Source organism: uncultured Lactobacillus sp., from assembly GCF_902491705.1.
Classification (GTDB): Bacteria; Bacillota; Bacilli; order Lactobacillales; family Lactobacillaceae; genus Lactobacillus.
Genome location: NZ_CABUIW010000047.1, coordinates 1 through 17,083, shown reverse-complemented (window position 1 = coordinate 17,083; position 17,083 = coordinate 1). Strand labels below are relative to the sequence as shown.

At 36.2% G+C, this 17,083-nt stretch carries 18 protein-coding genes and 1 pseudogene; 10 read left to right on the top strand and 9 right to left on the bottom strand.

The genetic code is table 11. From position 1 onward, the window contains the following. Window positions 1-21 precede the first annotated feature (21 nt). Window positions 22-447 (bottom strand): DUF4767 domain-containing protein, encoded by a 426-nt coding sequence (locus tag RDN22_RS08610; RefSeq protein WP_308557509.1) that lies wholly within the window; start codon window positions 445-447, stop codon window positions 22-24. Window positions 448-459: 12 nt separating this feature from the next. Then, window positions 460-948, bottom strand: a complete 489-nt coding sequence (locus tag RDN22_RS08605; RefSeq protein WP_308557508.1) for a nitroreductase family protein — start codon at window positions 946-948, stop codon at window positions 460-462. A gap of 145 nt (window positions 949-1,093) precedes the next feature. On the opposite strand from RDN22_RS08605, the gene RDN22_RS08600 reads away from it, so the two are divergent. From RDN22_RS08600 to RDN22_RS08570, 7 genes are all read left to right on the top strand, one after another. Next, window positions 1,094-1,957, top strand: coding sequence for an ROK family protein (locus RDN22_RS08600; RefSeq protein WP_308557511.1), 864 nt, complete (start codon window positions 1,094-1,096; stop codon window positions 1,955-1,957). 183 nt (window positions 1,958-2,140) lie between these two features. Beyond that, a complete protein-coding gene (locus tag RDN22_RS08595; protein WP_308557507.1) occupies window positions 2,141-3,523 on the top strand; it encodes a glycoside hydrolase family 1 protein in 1,383 nt (460 codons plus the stop codon). Next, complete coding sequence (locus tag RDN22_RS08590; protein ID WP_308557505.1) at window positions 3,523-4,935, top strand: PTS sugar transporter subunit IIC; 1,413 nt, start codon at window positions 3,523-3,525, stop codon at window positions 4,933-4,935. Before RDN22_RS08595 ends, RDN22_RS08590 begins: the two co-directional genes overlap by 1 nt. Window positions 4,936-4,977: 42 nt before the next feature. Then, window positions 4,978-5,226, top strand: coding sequence for a hypothetical protein (locus RDN22_RS08585; protein ID WP_308557504.1), 249 nt, complete (start codon window positions 4,978-4,980; stop codon window positions 5,224-5,226). A gap of 126 nt (window positions 5,227-5,352) precedes the next feature. After that, a complete protein-coding gene (locus tag RDN22_RS08580) occupies window positions 5,353-6,075 on the top strand; it encodes a GntR family transcriptional regulator (protein ID WP_308557502.1) in 723 nt (240 codons plus the stop codon). A 10-nt stretch (window positions 6,076-6,085) separates the two neighbouring features. Further along, window positions 6,086-7,567 (top strand): family 1 glycosylhydrolase, encoded by a 1,482-nt coding sequence (locus RDN22_RS08575; RefSeq protein ID WP_308557500.1) that lies wholly within the window; start codon window positions 6,086-6,088, stop codon window positions 7,565-7,567. Between the two features lie 91 nt (window positions 7,568-7,658). Next, complete coding sequence (locus RDN22_RS08570; protein WP_308557498.1) at window positions 7,659-8,069, top strand: DUF3284 domain-containing protein; 411 nt, start codon at window positions 7,659-7,661, stop codon at window positions 8,067-8,069. Between the two features lie 87 nt (window positions 8,070-8,156). On the opposite strand, the pseudogene celB reads toward RDN22_RS08570, so the two are convergent. The 4 genes and pseudogenes from celB to RDN22_RS08550 form a co-directional block, all read right to left on the bottom strand. Continuing rightward, window positions 8,157-9,507: pseudogene (gene celB, locus RDN22_RS08565) on the bottom strand (PTS cellobiose transporter subunit IIC). A gap of 208 nt (window positions 9,508-9,715) precedes the next feature. Further along, window positions 9,716-10,228, bottom strand: a complete 513-nt coding sequence (locus tag RDN22_RS08560; protein WP_308557496.1) for a PTS cellobiose transporter subunit IIA — start codon at window positions 10,226-10,228, stop codon at window positions 9,716-9,718. A gap of 108 nt (window positions 10,229-10,336) precedes the next feature. After that, complete coding sequence (locus RDN22_RS08555; protein ID WP_308557494.1) at window positions 10,337-10,705, bottom strand: PTS lactose/cellobiose transporter subunit IIA; 369 nt, start codon at window positions 10,703-10,705, stop codon at window positions 10,337-10,339. 33 nt (window positions 10,706-10,738) lie between these two features. Beyond that, window positions 10,739-11,074 carry a PTS sugar transporter subunit IIB gene (locus RDN22_RS08550; protein WP_308557492.1) on the bottom strand — a complete coding sequence of 112 codons (336 nt, stop codon included), beginning with the start codon at window positions 11,072-11,074 and terminating at the stop codon, window positions 10,739-10,741. 329 nt (window positions 11,075-11,403) lie between these two features. Here RDN22_RS08550 and RDN22_RS08545 point away from each other — a divergent pair, with 329 nt between their 5' ends. Both RDN22_RS08545 and RDN22_RS08540 read left to right on the top strand, forming a co-directional pair. Then, window positions 11,404-12,108: a GntR family transcriptional regulator gene (locus RDN22_RS08545; RefSeq protein ID WP_308557490.1), complete on the top strand. Its 705-nt coding sequence runs from the start codon at window positions 11,404-11,406 to the stop codon at window positions 12,106-12,108. Between the two features lie 85 nt (window positions 12,109-12,193). Then, the gene (locus tag RDN22_RS08540) at window positions 12,194-13,642 is read left to right on the top strand and encodes a 6-phospho-beta-glucosidase (protein ID WP_308557488.1); all 1,449 of its coding nucleotides are present in this window, start codon (window positions 12,194-12,196) and stop codon (window positions 13,640-13,642) included. 35 nt (window positions 13,643-13,677) lie between these two features. Here RDN22_RS08540 and RDN22_RS08535 read toward each other — a convergent pair whose 3' ends face one another. Genes RDN22_RS08535 through RDN22_RS08525 form a run of 3 tightly spaced genes read right to left on the bottom strand, consistent with a single transcriptional unit; the run spans window position 13,678 to window position 15,753 of the window. Then, on the bottom strand, window positions 13,678-13,905 hold the full coding sequence (locus RDN22_RS08535) for a hypothetical protein (protein ID WP_308557486.1): 228 nt from the start codon (window positions 13,903-13,905) through the stop codon (window positions 13,678-13,680). Between the two features lie 10 nt (window positions 13,906-13,915). Beyond that, window positions 13,916-14,572: a DNA alkylation repair protein gene (locus tag RDN22_RS08530; protein WP_308557484.1), complete on the bottom strand. Its 657-nt coding sequence runs from the start codon at window positions 14,570-14,572 to the stop codon at window positions 13,916-13,918. 59 nt (window positions 14,573-14,631) lie between these two features. Continuing rightward, entirely contained in the window at window positions 14,632-15,753 is a 1,122-nt protein-coding gene (locus RDN22_RS08525; protein WP_308557482.1) for an NAD(P)-dependent alcohol dehydrogenase, read from the bottom strand. A gap of 229 nt (window positions 15,754-15,982) precedes the next feature. Between RDN22_RS08525 and RDN22_RS08520 the strand changes: the two genes are divergently transcribed. Next, window positions 15,983-16,969, top strand: coding sequence for an AraC family transcriptional regulator (locus RDN22_RS08520; RefSeq protein ID WP_308557480.1), 987 nt, complete (start codon window positions 15,983-15,985; stop codon window positions 16,967-16,969). The last annotated feature ends 114 nt before the right edge of the window (window positions 16,970-17,083 follow it).

The window sequence follows — 17,083 nt, the reverse complement described above, 5'->3', positions numbered from 1 at the left end:
TAATAAAAGACCCAAAAGTGTCTAACTTTTGGGTCTCACTTCAACTTGCGGATATGTATATCCTTTTTTAGTCTTGATTGAGTGAATACCATCATAAAAACGATAAATCTGACCGGTTGGCTTGCTCCACTTATTTACTGCAGCTTGCAGCTTCTTAGTTTTAGCTGTATTCCAGTTTGTCCTAACCACCTTTTTAGTCTTAGGCTTCTTTTCCTTAGTTTTTTTGACTTTTTTAGTAGTTTTCTTAACCGGCTTTTTACTACTGCTGGTTGCTGCTTTTTTCTTTTTGGCAACTTGGTCATTTTTCTGTTTTGGTTTTACTTTTGGCTTAGTTTTTTTCTCTGTACCAATAGTAATTGCATCCCTGCCAAAATGAACCTGACTGCAGCCAGTTAAAGTCGTCACCAATGCAACAGTAGACAGGCAAAGCAAAAGTTTTTTATTCATTACGAATTACCCTTAATAAATAGTTACTTGGTAACGGTTAGTACGATCTTCTTTTTCTGGCTCTTCAGCAATCTTACCTACAGGAACAATTACTGTTGTTTGAAAACCATCGACAATACCCAATTCTCTTTGAATATCAGCATAATCGTTTAACTTAACAGCACCGCCCATAACATAGACAGAGCCTAAGCCCAAGTCAGTTGCTTCTAACATAATATTTTCAGCTGCTGCAGAAGCATCGCGCTCACCAAACATATTGCCTTTTTTAGTAGTAATCAAAAACAAAACTGGTGCATTATAGCAAGCATTACCTGTTGCCTTTTCAATTTCAGCTCTTAAGCCTTGATCCTTAACTACGACCAAATTCATTACATCTGCTTGATGCATACCACAAGGTGAAGTCTGAAAAGCTTCAATTAAACTCTTAATTTCATCGTCTGATACAGGATCTGCAGTGAATTTTCTAACTGCTCTTCTATTTTTAATAATTTCGTTAATCATTTTCTTCTCCTTAGAGTTTTCTACTCTATATTCATTCATATTCATTCATATTTATTCTACCATTAGACAGTCTGTTGACAACGCTTTCAAAAATATTTATGATAGATTACAAAAGTATATATTTTTAAATAAGGAGTAAATGAAAATGAATTTAGCCGCAATTGATATCGGTGGTACTACAATTAAAATCGCAACTTGGAAAGACAATAAACTTCAAGATAAACATGCAATTGATACACCTAAGGATTTGGATGGTTTTTACCAAGCTTTAACTGATGAAGTAAACAAAATTAAAAAAGATACCAAGATCGAAGGAGTAGCTATCTCCTCTCCTGGTGCCGTTAATAAAGAAACAGGAATCATTGGTGGTTCAAGCGCTATTCCTTACATCCACAATTTTAAGATCGTAGATGAATTAGAAAAGCGTTTTGGCCTCCCAGTTTCTATCGAAAACGATGCTAACTCTGCAGCCTTAGGTGAATTAGCCGAAGGTAGTGGTAAAGGCTGTAACAGTATGGCCTTCTTCGTTATCGGTACAGGTATTGGTGGTGCCTTAATCATGAATCAAAAAGTTTGGCATGGTGCTCACCTCTTTGGCGGAGAATTTGGCTACATGATCATGGGTGCTCACACTTTAAGTGAATTGGCATCCCCTGTTGCAATGGCTAAACGCTACAACAAGAGAACTGGCAAGCATCTTGATGGTAAGACAATCTTCGAATTAGCTGATCAAGATGATCCAGCAGCTAGCGATGAACGTCAAACTTTAATCCATGCTTTAGCTGTGGCAATTTACAATATTCAACACAGTTTTGACCCAGAAAAAATTGTTCTTGGCGGTGGAATTTCCAATAACCCTGAATTAATCCCACTCTTAAATAAGGAAATTGATCGCTTAAGAGACAATTTAGACCTAGTAACTTTGAAACCAGACATCGTTTTATGCAAGTTAAAGAGCGATGCCAACTTGCGTGGTGCAGTTGCTGATTTCGAACAAAACACAAAATAATCACATTATAAATGTTATTTTATATTTAATTTATACCCTATAAAGCCCATGGTTATGGGCTTTTTCTTTTGCACTTTATAAAAGTATATATTTTTATTTAAAAAGTCTTTATTTTTATTATTAATCTGATATACTTATTAGTGTAAAGAAATGAAAGTGCTTACAGAGGGAGAGAAGAAATAGATGACTGAAAAGCGCAAATTACCATCTTCATTCTTCTGGGGCAATTCAGTTTCAAGTATGCAAACTGAAGGCGCCTGGAATGAAGACGGCAAAGGTCTTTCCGTCTACGATGTTCGTCCAGCTACTGACAATACTACTGATTGGCATGTAGCAATCGACGAATATCACAGATACGACGAAGACTTAGATTTGATGAAGGACATGCATATGAACATGTACCGAATTCAAATTTCTTGGTCTCGTGTGTGTCCAGACGGTGACGGCGAATTCAACCAAAAGGGTATTGACTTCTACGACCGTTTGATCAATGCAATGCTTAAGCGTGGCATTGAACCAATGATCTGTCTTTACCACTTCGACATGCCACTCAATTTAGCCAAGAAATACAATGGCTTTATGTCAAGACATGTGGTTGATGCCTTTGTCCGTTTTGGTAAAAAGATGATTGATCACTTTAGTGATCGTGTTAAGTATTGGATTGTCTTCAATGAACATAACCTTTACTTCCAAGATGAAGTATTCAATATTTCAGGTTATGAAAAGGGAGACAAGAGTTTAGATGATATGTACACTATCTTCCACCACACGATGATGTGTCATATCCAGTTGGCAAACTACATCCACGATAATTACTCAGATGTAAAGATCGGTGGTATGCTTGCTTACCAACAAATCTACCCAGCAACCAGCAAGCCAGAAGATGTCTGGGCAGCAAAACAAGTGCAAGAGTTCTTGAACTTCAACATTTATGATGCTGATACAGGCCGTGGCTATTCACCAGAAGTGTTGCAATATGCAAAGAATCATAACATTTCAATGGATATCACTGATGAAGATAAGGAGATCATGAAGAAAGCTAAGGCTGACTTCTTAGCATTCTCCTACTACTCTTCATGGGTATTATCTAGTGATAAGATTCCTGAAGGTGAAGCTCCTAACCGTTACCTTAACGAAGGCGGCGTTGAAGCTAAATACGTTAAGACTAATGATTGGGGCTGGGCTATTGACCCACTTGGATTTAGAAATGCAATTACTACTATGTATAACTACTACCGCATTCCTATTTTCCCAATTGAAAATGGTATCGGTCTTAAGGAAACTTGGGACGGCGAGCATATGATTGAAGACGATGAGCGTATTGCTTATCACCGCGATCATATCAAGGCTATGAAAGATGCTATTTTCGACGACGGTGCCGAAGTACTTGGCTATCTTGGCTGGGGCTTGATTGATATTCCAAGTTCACATGCTGATATGGAAAAACGTTACGGCGCTGTTTACGTCAACAGATCAAATCACGATTTAAAAGATTTAAAACGTGTGCCTAAGAAATCATTCTATTGGTTCCAAAAGGTACTTAAAGATAATGGAGATGAATTATAATGGCTGATCAAAAACAATCAGGTTTTGGTAACTTTGTTAACAGCAAAATCTTACCTCCAGTAATGAAATTCGTTAACACGAAAGCCATTACTGCTTTACAAAATGGTATGATTTATACTTTACCATTTATTATCATTGGTTCTATATTCTTAATTTTAGGAAATATTCCTATTCCTGCAGTTTCAAATGCAATTAACGCTTCTGGTTGGGGCGCAATCTTCAACCAAGCTTACACTACAACATTCTCAGTAATGTCACTTTGGGCATCAATTGGTATTGCCTACATTTACGTTAAGAATGAAAACTTAGAACCTTTAGCACCAGGTCTTACCTCATGTGCTGCATTCTTAATGCTTCAAACTTTATCAATTGCTAGTCCTGTTAAGACTGCTTTGAGCAGTGGTATTCCTAACGGTATGAGTGCTAAGGCATTCACTGCTGCTATTAGTGAATTACCAAAAGCAGTTCAAACTTACATTGAACAACCTGTAACTGGTGTATTCAACATCACTTGGCTTGGTGGTGACGGTATGATCGCCGCAATCATCATTGGTCTTCTTGTTGGTTGGATTTACAGTGCTATTGTTAAAAAAGGTTGGACTATTAAGCTTCCTAAGCAAGTTCCACCTGCAGTTTCAAACCAATTTACTGCTATGATTCCAGCAGGTATTATCTTAATTGGTACAATGCTTATCTACGCTGCATTTAACTTATTCGCACATACTGACTTCTTGCAATGGACTTACAACACTATTCAAACTCCACTTCAAGGTATCTCAGACTCATTCGGTGGTGCTCTTGCTATTGGTTTCCTTGTTCCATTCTTCTGGTTCTTCGGTGTCCACGGTGGTTTGATCGTTGGTTCACTTGCTGGTCCTATGCTTCAAGCTAACTCATTCGACAACGCTCAATTGTACAAGGCTGGTAAATTAACCATTGCTCAAGGTGCACACGTTGTTACTAACGAATTCTACAACAACTTCATTAACTTAACTGGTTCAGGTATTACCATTGGTTTGATTATCTTCATCCTTGTTGCTGCTAAATCAGCACAATTGAAGTCAATTGGTAAATTGGAATTAGTACCTGGTATCTTCAACATTAACGAACCATTCCTCTTCGGTTTGCCAATTGTTATGAACCCATTCCTTGCTGTTCCATTCTTCTTAACTCCATTAGTTGTAGCTGCTTCAACTTACTTCGTAATTAAGACTGGTATCGTTCCACCACTTAACGGTTTCGCAGCCCCATGGACTACTCCAGCTGTTATTTCCGGATTCTTAATCGGTGGTTGGAAGATGGCCATTTGGCAATTCTGTACTTTACTTATCTCAACTGCTATTTACTGGCCATTTGCTAAGAAATACGATAACATCCTTCTTAAACGTGAAGCTGCTAAAGCTAACAAGTAATTTACGTAGTCCTCACTAATTTTTTAATCAAAGGTCAAAAAAATGTCAGACGAAATTAAAATTGTAAATGAATTTGATCGTGATAATCATCACTACAAAATCGGCGTTGCCGCTGATGGTCAAGTTTCCGTTTATTTAGATGACGAAACTAAAGCTCATCACGGCTACCATTTTCCAGGCGTTATTCAAATTCCTAAAGGAATTGAAATTGATGGCCAAATGGTTTTAAGAGTTCCAATCGACAGTGATTGTGATTCTGCCATTGAAAAAGGTATAGCAGACTTTAAGTAATATAAAAAGAGATGTTGTTGAGCTATAAAAAAATAGTGAAACGACACCTCTTTTTTTGTAAAGTATAGATTTTTGCTATAAACTATACTTAAATGTTAATTTAAAATAGAAATCAGATGATAAAAAATGGCAAAGGCAAAATATTTAGAAGTCGCCGCAGAAATTAGAAAACGAATTCAAGATAATGTTTATAGCACGCAAGAGCCCCTTCCCGACCAAGAGGCCTTTGCCGAAGAATTTAATGTTAGTCGTTTAACTGTTAAAAAAGCTTTTGATGGACTAGAAAGACAAGGCTTAGTTTATAAGCAATCAGGCTTAGGCACTTTCGTTACTGGTAACATTCCAATTAAAACTGATACTGATACACCAGCCAACGCTTTTACAGGATTAAGAAATTCACTAGGTAAAGACAAAGTTAAAAGTCAGATCTTACACTTCTCTGTCGAATTCCCTGATGCACAAATGCAAAAGAATCTTGCACTTGAACGAAATGAACCAGTTTATAATATTGTGCGTTTAAGATTGTACAATGATAAGCCTTTTATCATTGAGCACACATACATGCCAATTAAATTGGTTCCAGACCTAGATGAAAAGATTCTTCTTAGTTCAATCTATGACTACATCCACCAAAAGCTTCATTTAAAGTTTGGTCATGCTTATCGTAAGATTCGTGCAGCCAAACCAAATAAATATGACGTAAAATACTTAGATGCCAAAGAAGACGATCCTATGCTTGAGCTTGAACAGATCATTTGGCTATCTAATGGTCAACCTATCGAATATTCAACTAGTCGTAATCGTTACGACACACGTGATTACGTATTATTAGACAACAATAGATTTTAGAGGTTTATTTATGGCATTTGATAATAAATTTACTTGGGGCGGTGCTACTGCCGCTAACCAATACGAAGGCGGATATGATGAAGGCGGCAAAGGTTTAAACGCCATTGATGTATTAACCAATGGTTCCGCAACTGAACCACGTAAGGTTACTTGGAAAAAGCCTAATGGCGAAACTGGAGCTACTCCTCTTATCTGGGGCCAAGACTTCAGTTTGCCAGAAAGCGCTGTTCCAGCTTTGCTTGACGGTTATTACTACCCTAGTCACCAAGGAACCGACTTCTACCACCACTATAAAGAAGATATCAAGTTGATGGCTGAAATGGGCTTTGACGTATTCAGACTTTCAATGAACTGGTCAAGAATCTTGCCAAATGGTGATGATGAAAAACCAAACGAAGAAGGATTAGCCTTTTACGATAAAGTTTTTGATGAATGTGCTAAGTATGGTATTGAACCACTTGTCACACTTTCTCACTACGAAACTCCCCTTTCTTTAATCACTCGCTTTGGTGGTTGGAAAGATCGTCGTTTAATTGATGCCTTCGTTCATTACTCAGATATTGTAATGAATCATTACAAAGGCAAGGTTAGATACTGGCTTACTTTTAACGAAATCAACGCAATGGATATGGCACCATACATGGGCGGTGGCTTAATCGACGGTAGTGAACAAAACCGTGCTCAAGGTGCACACAACCAATTTGTAGCAAGTGCTAAAGTAGTCAAATTAGCTCATGAAATCGATCCTAACAACCGTGTAGGACAAATGCTTGCCTACTCTGCTTACTATCCATATACTTGTGATCCTAAAGACCAACTTAAGGTAATGGAAGTAAAGCAAGACATGCTCTTCTATAGTGATGTTCAAACTGGTGGCCGCTACCCTGACTACCGCCTTAAGAAGTATGAACGTGATGGTATTAAGCTAGATGATACGCCAGAAGACTACGAATTAATCGCTAAATACCCTGCCGATTTCTTGAGCTTCTCATGCTATACTTCAAACGTCTTAACTACACACGAAGCTGACGCTAAAGCATCAGGTAACGTTACTGCAGGTGGCGTTAAGAACCCATATCTTGAGAGTAATGCTTGGGGCTGGGCAACTGACCCAGATGTATTAAGAATCGCTCTAAACGATCTCTGGGACCGCTACCACAAGCCATTATGGGTAGTAGAAAACGGTTTAGGTTCAGCTGACACTCTTGAAAAAGACGGTTCAGTTCATGATGACTACCGTATCAACTACTTACGCAGTCAAATTAAGTCAATGAGGGATGCTGTTACTATTGATGGTGTTGACTTGATGGGTTACACTACCTGGTCAGCAATTGATTTAGTTTCAAACGGTACTGGTGAAATGAAGAAACGTTACGGCTTTGTCTATGTTGATCGTGATGACCGTGGTCATGGCTCACTTAAGCGTTACCCAAAGGATTCATTCTATTGGTACAAGAAAGTTATTAAATCTAACGGTGAAGATTTAGATTAATACACAAAGAGAGTCTGGCAAAAAAGCTAGACTCTCTTTTTATTTAATAATAAGATTAAACTATAAGTGACATAGAGAGAAGGAAAATTTATTGATTATTATTTCTAAACAATACAGTTTTAAGGCTAAGGACTTCTTTGATTACCTTGATCAGCAATTAATCGAAAGTATCAAAAAAGCTCGTAACAATGATATGCCAGTAGTTTTAAAATCTGGTACTGAGTATGAACAATCAGGAGCTAAAGTAAAGATTACCAAATATGAACGTAACAAGGTATATGAAGCTCACTTTACTTCTGATCGCTTCGATATCATTATCAAGTATGTAACAGAAGACAACGATGAAGGTGTTAAGATCACCTTTAGTGAAGAAATGCTTCACTTTGAACGTGAACACCATGGCAAGTTGCAAACCCTATTTTATAATTGGCAACTCAAAATGGGCGCAAATAAGGAATTAAAACGTATGGCTGACAACGTTTATGCAAATATGGCTGCTTAGAATCGTCCTCTCAGCATAAAAAATACCGTGACTCTTATCGAGCCACGGTATTTTTAGTTCAAAGTTTAATAATTAAGAATAATTTTTTTACTTAGCAGCATCTGCTTGTTCTTGCTTAAGAAGAACATTGTCGTAGTGCTTAATGAATGGGAACCAGATTAAGAATGCGACAATTGCACAGACTACTGAAAGAACGGCACCTTGCCAACTTACAGTTGCAATGTAACCACTCAAACCAACAGGTGTTGGCCATGGTTGTTGAACAATAATCTTAGGTACAAGGTGTGATGATACAGCAATGTAACCTACGATACCTGAAGCAAGTGGTGCACAAATGAATGGTACAAGCAAGTTAATGTTATAAACAATTGGAAGACCAAACAAAATAGGTTCGTTAATGTTGAAGATAGCTGGAACTAATTCAACCTTACCAATTTCTTTCAATTGAGCTGAACGAGAACCAAATGCTAACCAGATAGCCATACCCAAGGTAGCACCAGAACCACCGATAATTACGAATGAGTTCAATGGGTCCACCAGCAAAGAAGTGTGAAGCACCCTTTACGTTAGCAGCCATGTTAGCCAAAACAATTGGAGTGTAGAATGAACTCATGATTGTGGCACCATGGATACCGAACCACCATAAGAAGTGGATCAAGAAGATAATGATGAGGAAGCCCCACCAAGTATCTGCAATGTTACTAATGAATGAGAATGGAATGTAAAGGACTTTGAAGATATCAGTTCCCAAAGTTACCAAGATCAATTCAATAACAGCAACAGTTAATGCAATACAGAAACCTGGAATCAATGCACTAAATGAGTTAGCAACACCTGCTGGAACAGATGCTGGCATCTTAATTCTCCAGTTATGCTTTACAGTGTAACGGTAAATTTGAACTGTTAACCAAGCAATTACCAAACCGGTGAAGATACCTACTGAAGCAATTCTAGTAATACCACCAGTTGATGCTTCATAACCACCTGCAACCATCTTAGCTTTAGTAAGAATAGTAATAAATTGAATTGAACCATTCTTCCATACTAATTCTGGAACAGTGATGAAGAATGCCATCAAGAACATCAATAAAGCGTTCATTGGAACCAAGTCCAACTTTTCTTCTTGACGGTAAATATTTGTATATGAATATGCAAAGGTACCGGCAAAAATTAATGCCAAAATACCCATTGTTGAGTTGTAAACAACTTGGAACAAGTTAGTAAAACGACCCAAAGTTTGAGCATAAAATCCAGCAAATCCTGGAATAGGAAATGCTTGAGGCAATACTGTCAAAATTAAGAAAATTGCCCCGATAATAGAAAATGAAATAACGCTATAACCAGCGTCCATAATAGCTCTAACAAAACGAGATGACGCAAACTTACCAGCTTTTGCGGCCAACTTGTCTTTGAAAGAGGCAGAACTTGAATCAGCCATAATTCTTTCCCCCACTTATATCTGAATCAAATCATTAAGTTTGAACAAGTTCATTATAACGAAAGCGGTTTCTAATGTAAACGCTTTTTATTTACATGTATTATACTTTTGATTTTAAAGGTATAGTATTTTCCTTGATATATTGGGGTTTAGAGCTAATTAAATGCATATAAAAAAACTTATAATAAATTATAAGTTTTCGCATATATTATTGCTGATATTTCTTAAATGTCTTGATTACCTTGTAATATTTATCTTTATCTTTCGCTATTTGATGAATTCGATATTCACATAAAAGAGCCAATAAAATTCCGATTAGTAAGAAACCAATCAAAAAATATACAACATCATTAGTAATCGCAAATGGAAAGATCGTTTTCTTTATTGGAGTTAAAGCTAAAACGGCAAGTACCACATTTACCAAAATCTGCACATACAGATATATGCGAGTAATTGGAATGTCTCTTTTTCGATTATGCATCTTAGTGAGTTGTTCAATACTTGCAACTGCAGAATAAACGCCCATTACTAAAGCAAAAATAATGCCAACTCTGCTGCCATAAGAAGCACTTACAATAAACCACATTAAATTTACAAAGAAAAAGATTGTAACCACATATCTAATCAATAAATACCGACTAAAATACATGTATTTGATACTGTCTTCATGTTTTTTCTTGGCTACTTGTGCCTTCTCTTTCTCAATCTCTTCTTTATTCATATTTTCTCTCCATCTAAAATAATCCTTACACTTTTATTAATATCAGTTTATCATTCTTTAGACAAAAAAATAGCCCTGCATTGCAGGAGCTATTTTAATCAGCGATTACTAATCTTCTTTTTTAAGAGAACCAGACTTATATAGCTTTTCGTAAAGATCAACCATTTCTCCAGCCAAGTCTCTAAAGGTGATAGCGTTCATTAAGTGGTCTTGTGAGTGAACTACAAGCAAAGTAACGTGCATGTGATCACCTTGTGCTTCTTTAGTAAGCATGCTAGTTTGTGAATTATGAGCTTCAAGAAGTGACTTATCACTTTCCTTAAGCTTTTCACGTGCACCTTCAATATCGCCTTTCTTTGCAAGACGAATTGCTTCAAATGCTAAACTTTTTGCGTTTCCCCCGTTAGCAATTAGGCCCATAGCAGCCATTAAAGTTTCTTGTTCTTTTTGCTCTGGAGTTTGCTTTTCTTCTGCCATATAATCAGTCTCTCCTTATCTAGCTAAATTATATTAGCCCTTAATTAATTTTTCAGCTTGTGCTAAAACGTTCTTACCGTTCATCATGCCGTAGTCTTGCATGTTAATAACGTCCAAAGGAATGTCCTTGCCGTCTTTACCTCTACCTTTAACTTTGTTTTCGAAGTCACCCTTCATGTAACTTACTTGAGGCCCAAGAAGAACACAGTCAATTTCCATTTGTGACATCTTGTCGTCAGCTTCTGAAGCAGGACATGCAAAGATGTTTGCGTCAATACCTTCTTCTTTAGCAGCAGCTTGCATCTTAGTTACCAAAAGTGAAGTACTCATACCAGCACTACAATTTAACATAATAGTTTGTTCAGCCATAATAATATTTCCTCCTGATTATTACGTTTTATAGTTTAATTATTTTTTATTGATCTACGCCAATAATTATAAAACGCTTTCATTACTTTGTAAACAAAAAATTATACATGCGTTAAATTTATTAACACTTATATAATCGCTTTCAAGTAAAAATATATACTTTTTGCTCTTTACAAAAAACATTATACATCATTTGTAAGCATTTTCAAATACATATAAAAAATTTTTTCAAAAAAGTATTTTTCAAAGAAACCGCTTTCTAATATTAGGCAAAACCTGTTAGAATATACATGTAATATTTTTCTTTACAATAGAAAGGAGGCATAATTTTGAGTCGATATCAAGAAATTGCCAATGATATAGAAAGAAACATTATTGAAAAGAAGTATACCAAACGATTGCCTGAGCAATTTGAACTCGCCAAAAAATATGATACTAGTCGAGTAACTATTGTCCATGCACTTAAAATTCTGCAAGATAAGAAATTAATCAAAACTGTCAAAGGTCACGGTACATTTGTTACAAATAAGTCCATTCCAGATATTTTCCTAAATTCTGGAGTAAACGAACACAATGGTTTTACTAGACATGTTAATAGTGCTTTTCATCTAACTAGTCACGTTATTGCTTTTAATATCAGAAAACCTAGTGCTGAGGAATGTAAGGCATTAAATTTATGCAAAACTGATGACGTTTATGATATTATTCGACAACGCGTCTTGAATGGAAAGCCGGCTAAGCTTAAATACACAGTTATGCCTGTAAAGTGCATCCCCGGCATTACATTGGATATCTTGCATAAATCTATTTATTCATATATTCAAAATGATCTTGGTCTCAAAATTGGTAAAGATAACCGTGTTATCACTGCTGAAAAGTCAGATGCCTATGATATGAAATATTTAGATTGCACTCAAGATGATCCTGTTTTATGCATTCAGCAAAAAGCATTCCTAGAAGACGGACGACCTTTTGAATTATCTGAATCTCGTAATCGCTACGACCGCGGGGCCTTAACCGTTAATGGTGAATAAATGCCACTTGATTTTAAAAAGTAAGTATGTAAGAATTGCAATGTAAACGTTTCCAGTTACATGCAAGAAAGAGAGGAATTTATTAATGTATTCAGCAAAAATGCCAAAGGGCTTTTTATGGGGCGGCGCTGTTGCTGCTCACCAACTTGAAGGTGCTTGGAAAGAAGGCGGCAAAGGTACTTCTGTTGCCGATGTCATGACTGTAGGTTCTGCAACTAAGCCACGTGAAATTACTGATGGCGTACTTCCTGGCAAGAACTACCCTAACCACTCAGCAATTGACTTCTACCACCACTACAAAGAAGATATTAAGTTAATGGCTGAAATGGGCTTCAAAGCATTCAGAACTTCTATTGCTTGGACTAGAATCTTCCCTAATGGCGACGAAAAAGAACCAAATGAAGAAGGATTGAAGTTCTACGATGACTTATTTGATACCTGTCATGAATATGGTATTGAACCAGTTATTACCCTTTCTCACTTTGAAATGCCATTTAATTTAGCTAAAAACTATGGCGGTTTTACCAACCGTAAAGTTATTGACTTCTTCGTTCGCTTTGCGGAAGTTTGCTTCAAGCGCTACAAGAACAAGGTTAAGTACTGGATGACTTTCAACGAAATTGATAACCAATCAGCATTTAACAATGATTTCTTAATGGCCACTAACTCAGGCATTTTGTTCAAAGATGGCATGACTGATAAGGACAAAGAAGCAGCAATGTATCAAGCTGGTCACTACGAACTTGTTGCTTCCGCATTAGCAGTTAAAATTGGTCACAAGATTAACCCTAACTTCCAAATCGGTTGTATGATTAACTACTCACCAGTTCGTCCACTTACTCCATCAAGTGATGATGTACTTTTAGCTGACAAGTGGGAACAACGTCGTGATTGGTTCTCAGATGTTCACGTCTTTGGTGAATATCCAAATGCTGTAGAAGCTTATATTGAAAGAAATGGCTACCGTCCTGACATTACTGATGAAGACAGAATCGTATTGAAGGAAGGTACTGTTGACTACGTAGGCTTCTCATACTACCAAACTACTACTGTTTCAAGTGAAAAAGTTAAGCCAGATGACTTAACTGACTTAGCTGCAGCAGTTGCTAAGAACCCTACTTTAAAGCGCAGCGACTGGGGCTGGGAAATCGATCCTGAAGGTCTTAGAATTGCACTTAACCAATTGCAAGATCGTTACCACAAGCCATTGTTCATCGTTGAAAATGGTCTTGGTGCTTATGACAAGGTTGAATCAGATGGTTCAATCCACGATGATTACAGAATCGACTACTTGAGAAACCACATTTCAGAAATGGAAAAAGCTGTTGAACTTGATGGTGTTGATCTTATGGGTTACCTTCCATGGGGATGCATCGACTTAGTTTCTGCAGGTACTGGTCAAATGGACAAGCGTTACGGCTTTATCTACGTTGATAAAAACGATGCAGGTGAAGGTACTCTTGCACGTTCAAGAAAAGATTCATTCTTCTGGTACAAGAAGGTTATTGAATCAAACGGTAAAGATTTAGATTAATAAAATTACCCTACTAAAAAAGAGTTAGAAAAATTCTAACTCTTTTTCTTTATGCTCTTAACTAAATAATAAATGCCCAGCAAAATAAATGGCACTGATAAAATATATAAAATTGGATCTGAGCTGGGTGAATTAACTGAATTAGCCAAAAACAGAATTCCAACAATCAATATTGTTATTCCCATCCACAAATCATTTCTTTTGAGTATTGCAATAATTGCTAAAACAATCGCAATTAAAGTAATTATTAAAAGTGGATTCATTTAATTCTCCTTATAAATACTTACTTCCCTCTGTAATACTTAATTTTGCCAGATGATCATGATGTTGTACAATAAAATTCTTCACCCATACAGAATTTGTTTTAGAATAATCTCTTAACGCCCAACCAATTGCCTTATTGATGAAAAATTCATCGCTGTCTAAATTATTTTCAATGATTTGACTTAACAATTGGGTATTCATCTTATCTTTTCTAAGCAGCTGATGTTCAATTGCAACACGTCTTACCCACTTATCAGGATCAATTGACCATTTGAGCATTAATTGATCTACCCTTTCATCAGTTAATCCCACAAAGCCGTAGACCTTCATTAGGCTATCAATTGTGTCCCACCATTGCTTAGTTCTAATAAAATGTTCTATTTTAAATAAATCATCATACGAAACATATTTCTCCATCGCCAGCAAATAATCGCAAACAAAATACTGCATCTCGCGATGTTCATCATTCCAAGCATTATCTAGTAGATTCCAATCAACTTGCTTTTTCTTTTTCTCATCTTTCAAAAATTGACGGTAAACATCCCTACGCTGCGGAGTCTTTAAACCATAAAACACATACTGATTACGCAAATATTTTGCCATATGAACAGCAATATCTTGATCTGCTCTTTCTTCAAAAGCATTTTTTAATTCTTCAATATTCATGACTTTATTGTACTAAAAAAGGACCCTTTCAGGTCCTTTTTAGCATTATTTACTAGTGATTATTCACCAGGCTTGTAGTCCTTATCAATAATCAAAACTGGCTTAATAACTTTACCAGAAACTGAGGCTTCATTTGCTTCATTAATGTCTTCAAAGTCAAAGAACTTTTCAGTCTTTTCGTAATCAAACATACCTAACTTGTTGAATCTAATCAAACGAGGAACATCGATTTGAGGAATAGCATCACCCATGTTGACACCGATAACCTTCTTATCGCCAACACAAAGGTCGTTCCAAGTTGAGAATGTGAAGTCATGTGGAGTTACGGCAATAGCTGCAAGTGTACCACCTTGTGCCAATGCGTCTAATGCTGGCTTCATTACTGCAGGAAGACCAGTAGTATCAACTGCGTAGTCAACACCATAGCCATCGGTTAATTCTTGAATCTTCTTTACTGGATCCTCTTCCTTAGAATTAATAGTATCAGTTGCACCTAATTCCTTAGCAAGTTCCAAACGAGAAGGTACAATATCAACGGCAATTACACGAGTACAACCTGAAATCTTACCAGCCATCATAGCTGCAAGACCTACGGCACCAGTACCAAAGACAGCAATTGTTTGACCTGGACGTGGCTTCAATGTGTTAAATACAGTACCTAAACCAGTAATATAACCACAGCCAAGAGGACCTACGCGACGAAGGTCGGCATCTTTATCAACCTTGACACAGTTTCTTTGGTTAGTAACTGTAGTAGTAGTGAATGATGATTGGTTGAACATATCTGAAATATGCTTGCCATTTTCTTGGAATTGATCATCACCATCAAAGCGTTTACCTGATAAGTTGTAATCTGCGTAGTGACGACATTGTGTTGGAATACCTTGAAGACATTTATCACAAAGTCCATCTGCGTAGAAGGCCATAACTACGTGGTCGCCTGGCTTTAAGTTTTGTACTTCTGAGCCGACTTTTTCAACAATACCAGAACCTTCGTGACCCAAAATTACAGGATAACCTAAAGTTGCATCCCCTTTACGAATTGCTTCGTCTGAGTGACAAATACCGCTGGCTACCATATGTACTTGAACATCTGTTGGACCAACTTCATGCAATTCAATATCATCTTTAATTACGAAAGGATCGCCCTTTTTTTCAACAACAGCAGCTTTTATCTTCATAGTATATGCCTCTTATTCTTTTACTAATCGATATTTACTTTTTGTCCTTACGCTTTCTATATTAGTCTTTGTGAAATCGTTTACAATATCAAAATATTGAATGATCTACTATCATTTTTTAAGATTTAGTGCTATTAAAAATGTTATTATACTAGTGTAGTATGCGTTTTCAATTTTATTAGTTATATTTAAATAATATTATTTTTTAATAAAAAGGTACTAAATTCTTATGATTAACCAAGCTATATTACAGAAATTACTCGCATTAACTCCAATTGAGAAAAAACAAAGTGAAAATCATCACTTTGTTAATGATCTCTCGCTAAGTCTATTAATTCAAACAAGTAATAAACGAATCGTTAATAAAAAGCTGCTCAGCCACCATTCAATTTATTTAAGCAAGCACAACCGTTTTGCTCCTTACCCTCTTCATAGTCACCAGTTTGTTGAAATCAACTATATGCTTAAAGGTGAATGCGATGAAATTGTAGATGGCGAACCAGTCCATTTAAAGGAAGGCAGTGTATTAATGATGGATATTGGCTGCCAGCACAGCATTGGTACATTAGGTAAAGACGATATCCTAATTAATCTAATCTTCAATGATAAAAATATTTCTTTCAAATTTCTTGATGAGACCCATAAAAAAGATAGCTTTGTTTATCAATATCTGTTCAATATTTCTTTAAAAAATAAAAATAAGCAAAAGTTCATTATCTTTCCTCAAAATGATGACATCAACGGCACTATGGATGATATCATCAACGAATATTTTTCTGGTTACAACTATCGCGGCGTGATTATTGATAATTATTTTAATATCTTGCTTGCCAAAATCATTCGCAACTATCCAATGATCGAGAAAAAGATCTATGATAATAGGCAACAATTATTAGTCGATTTATTAACGGAAATATCGCAAAATTACAAAACTATCTCACTAGAGCAGCTTTCTAATCGTTATGGCTATACTAAGCAATACTTGAGTAGTTTAATCAAAGAATTGACTGGTCAGACTTTTGTTCAATTGCGTACTCGAAAAAGACTAGAACAAGCTCAATACCTCTTATTATCAAGTGATTATTCTATTGCCGATATCTGCAACTTAGTAGGCATCCATAATCAGAACTCTTTTTATACCAAATTTAAAGATCAATACCATATGATGCCGAATGATTATCGAAAAAAGAATTATTTGAATGACCATTTTATCTGATCTCTTGCTAAAATAAAAGTACGTAGCTAGTCATGTGGTAATAAGTCAAATGAAAGGCGATGATATTTGTTCTCTTTGATCAGAATTTTGAGTATATGAAACTAAGCCTTACTC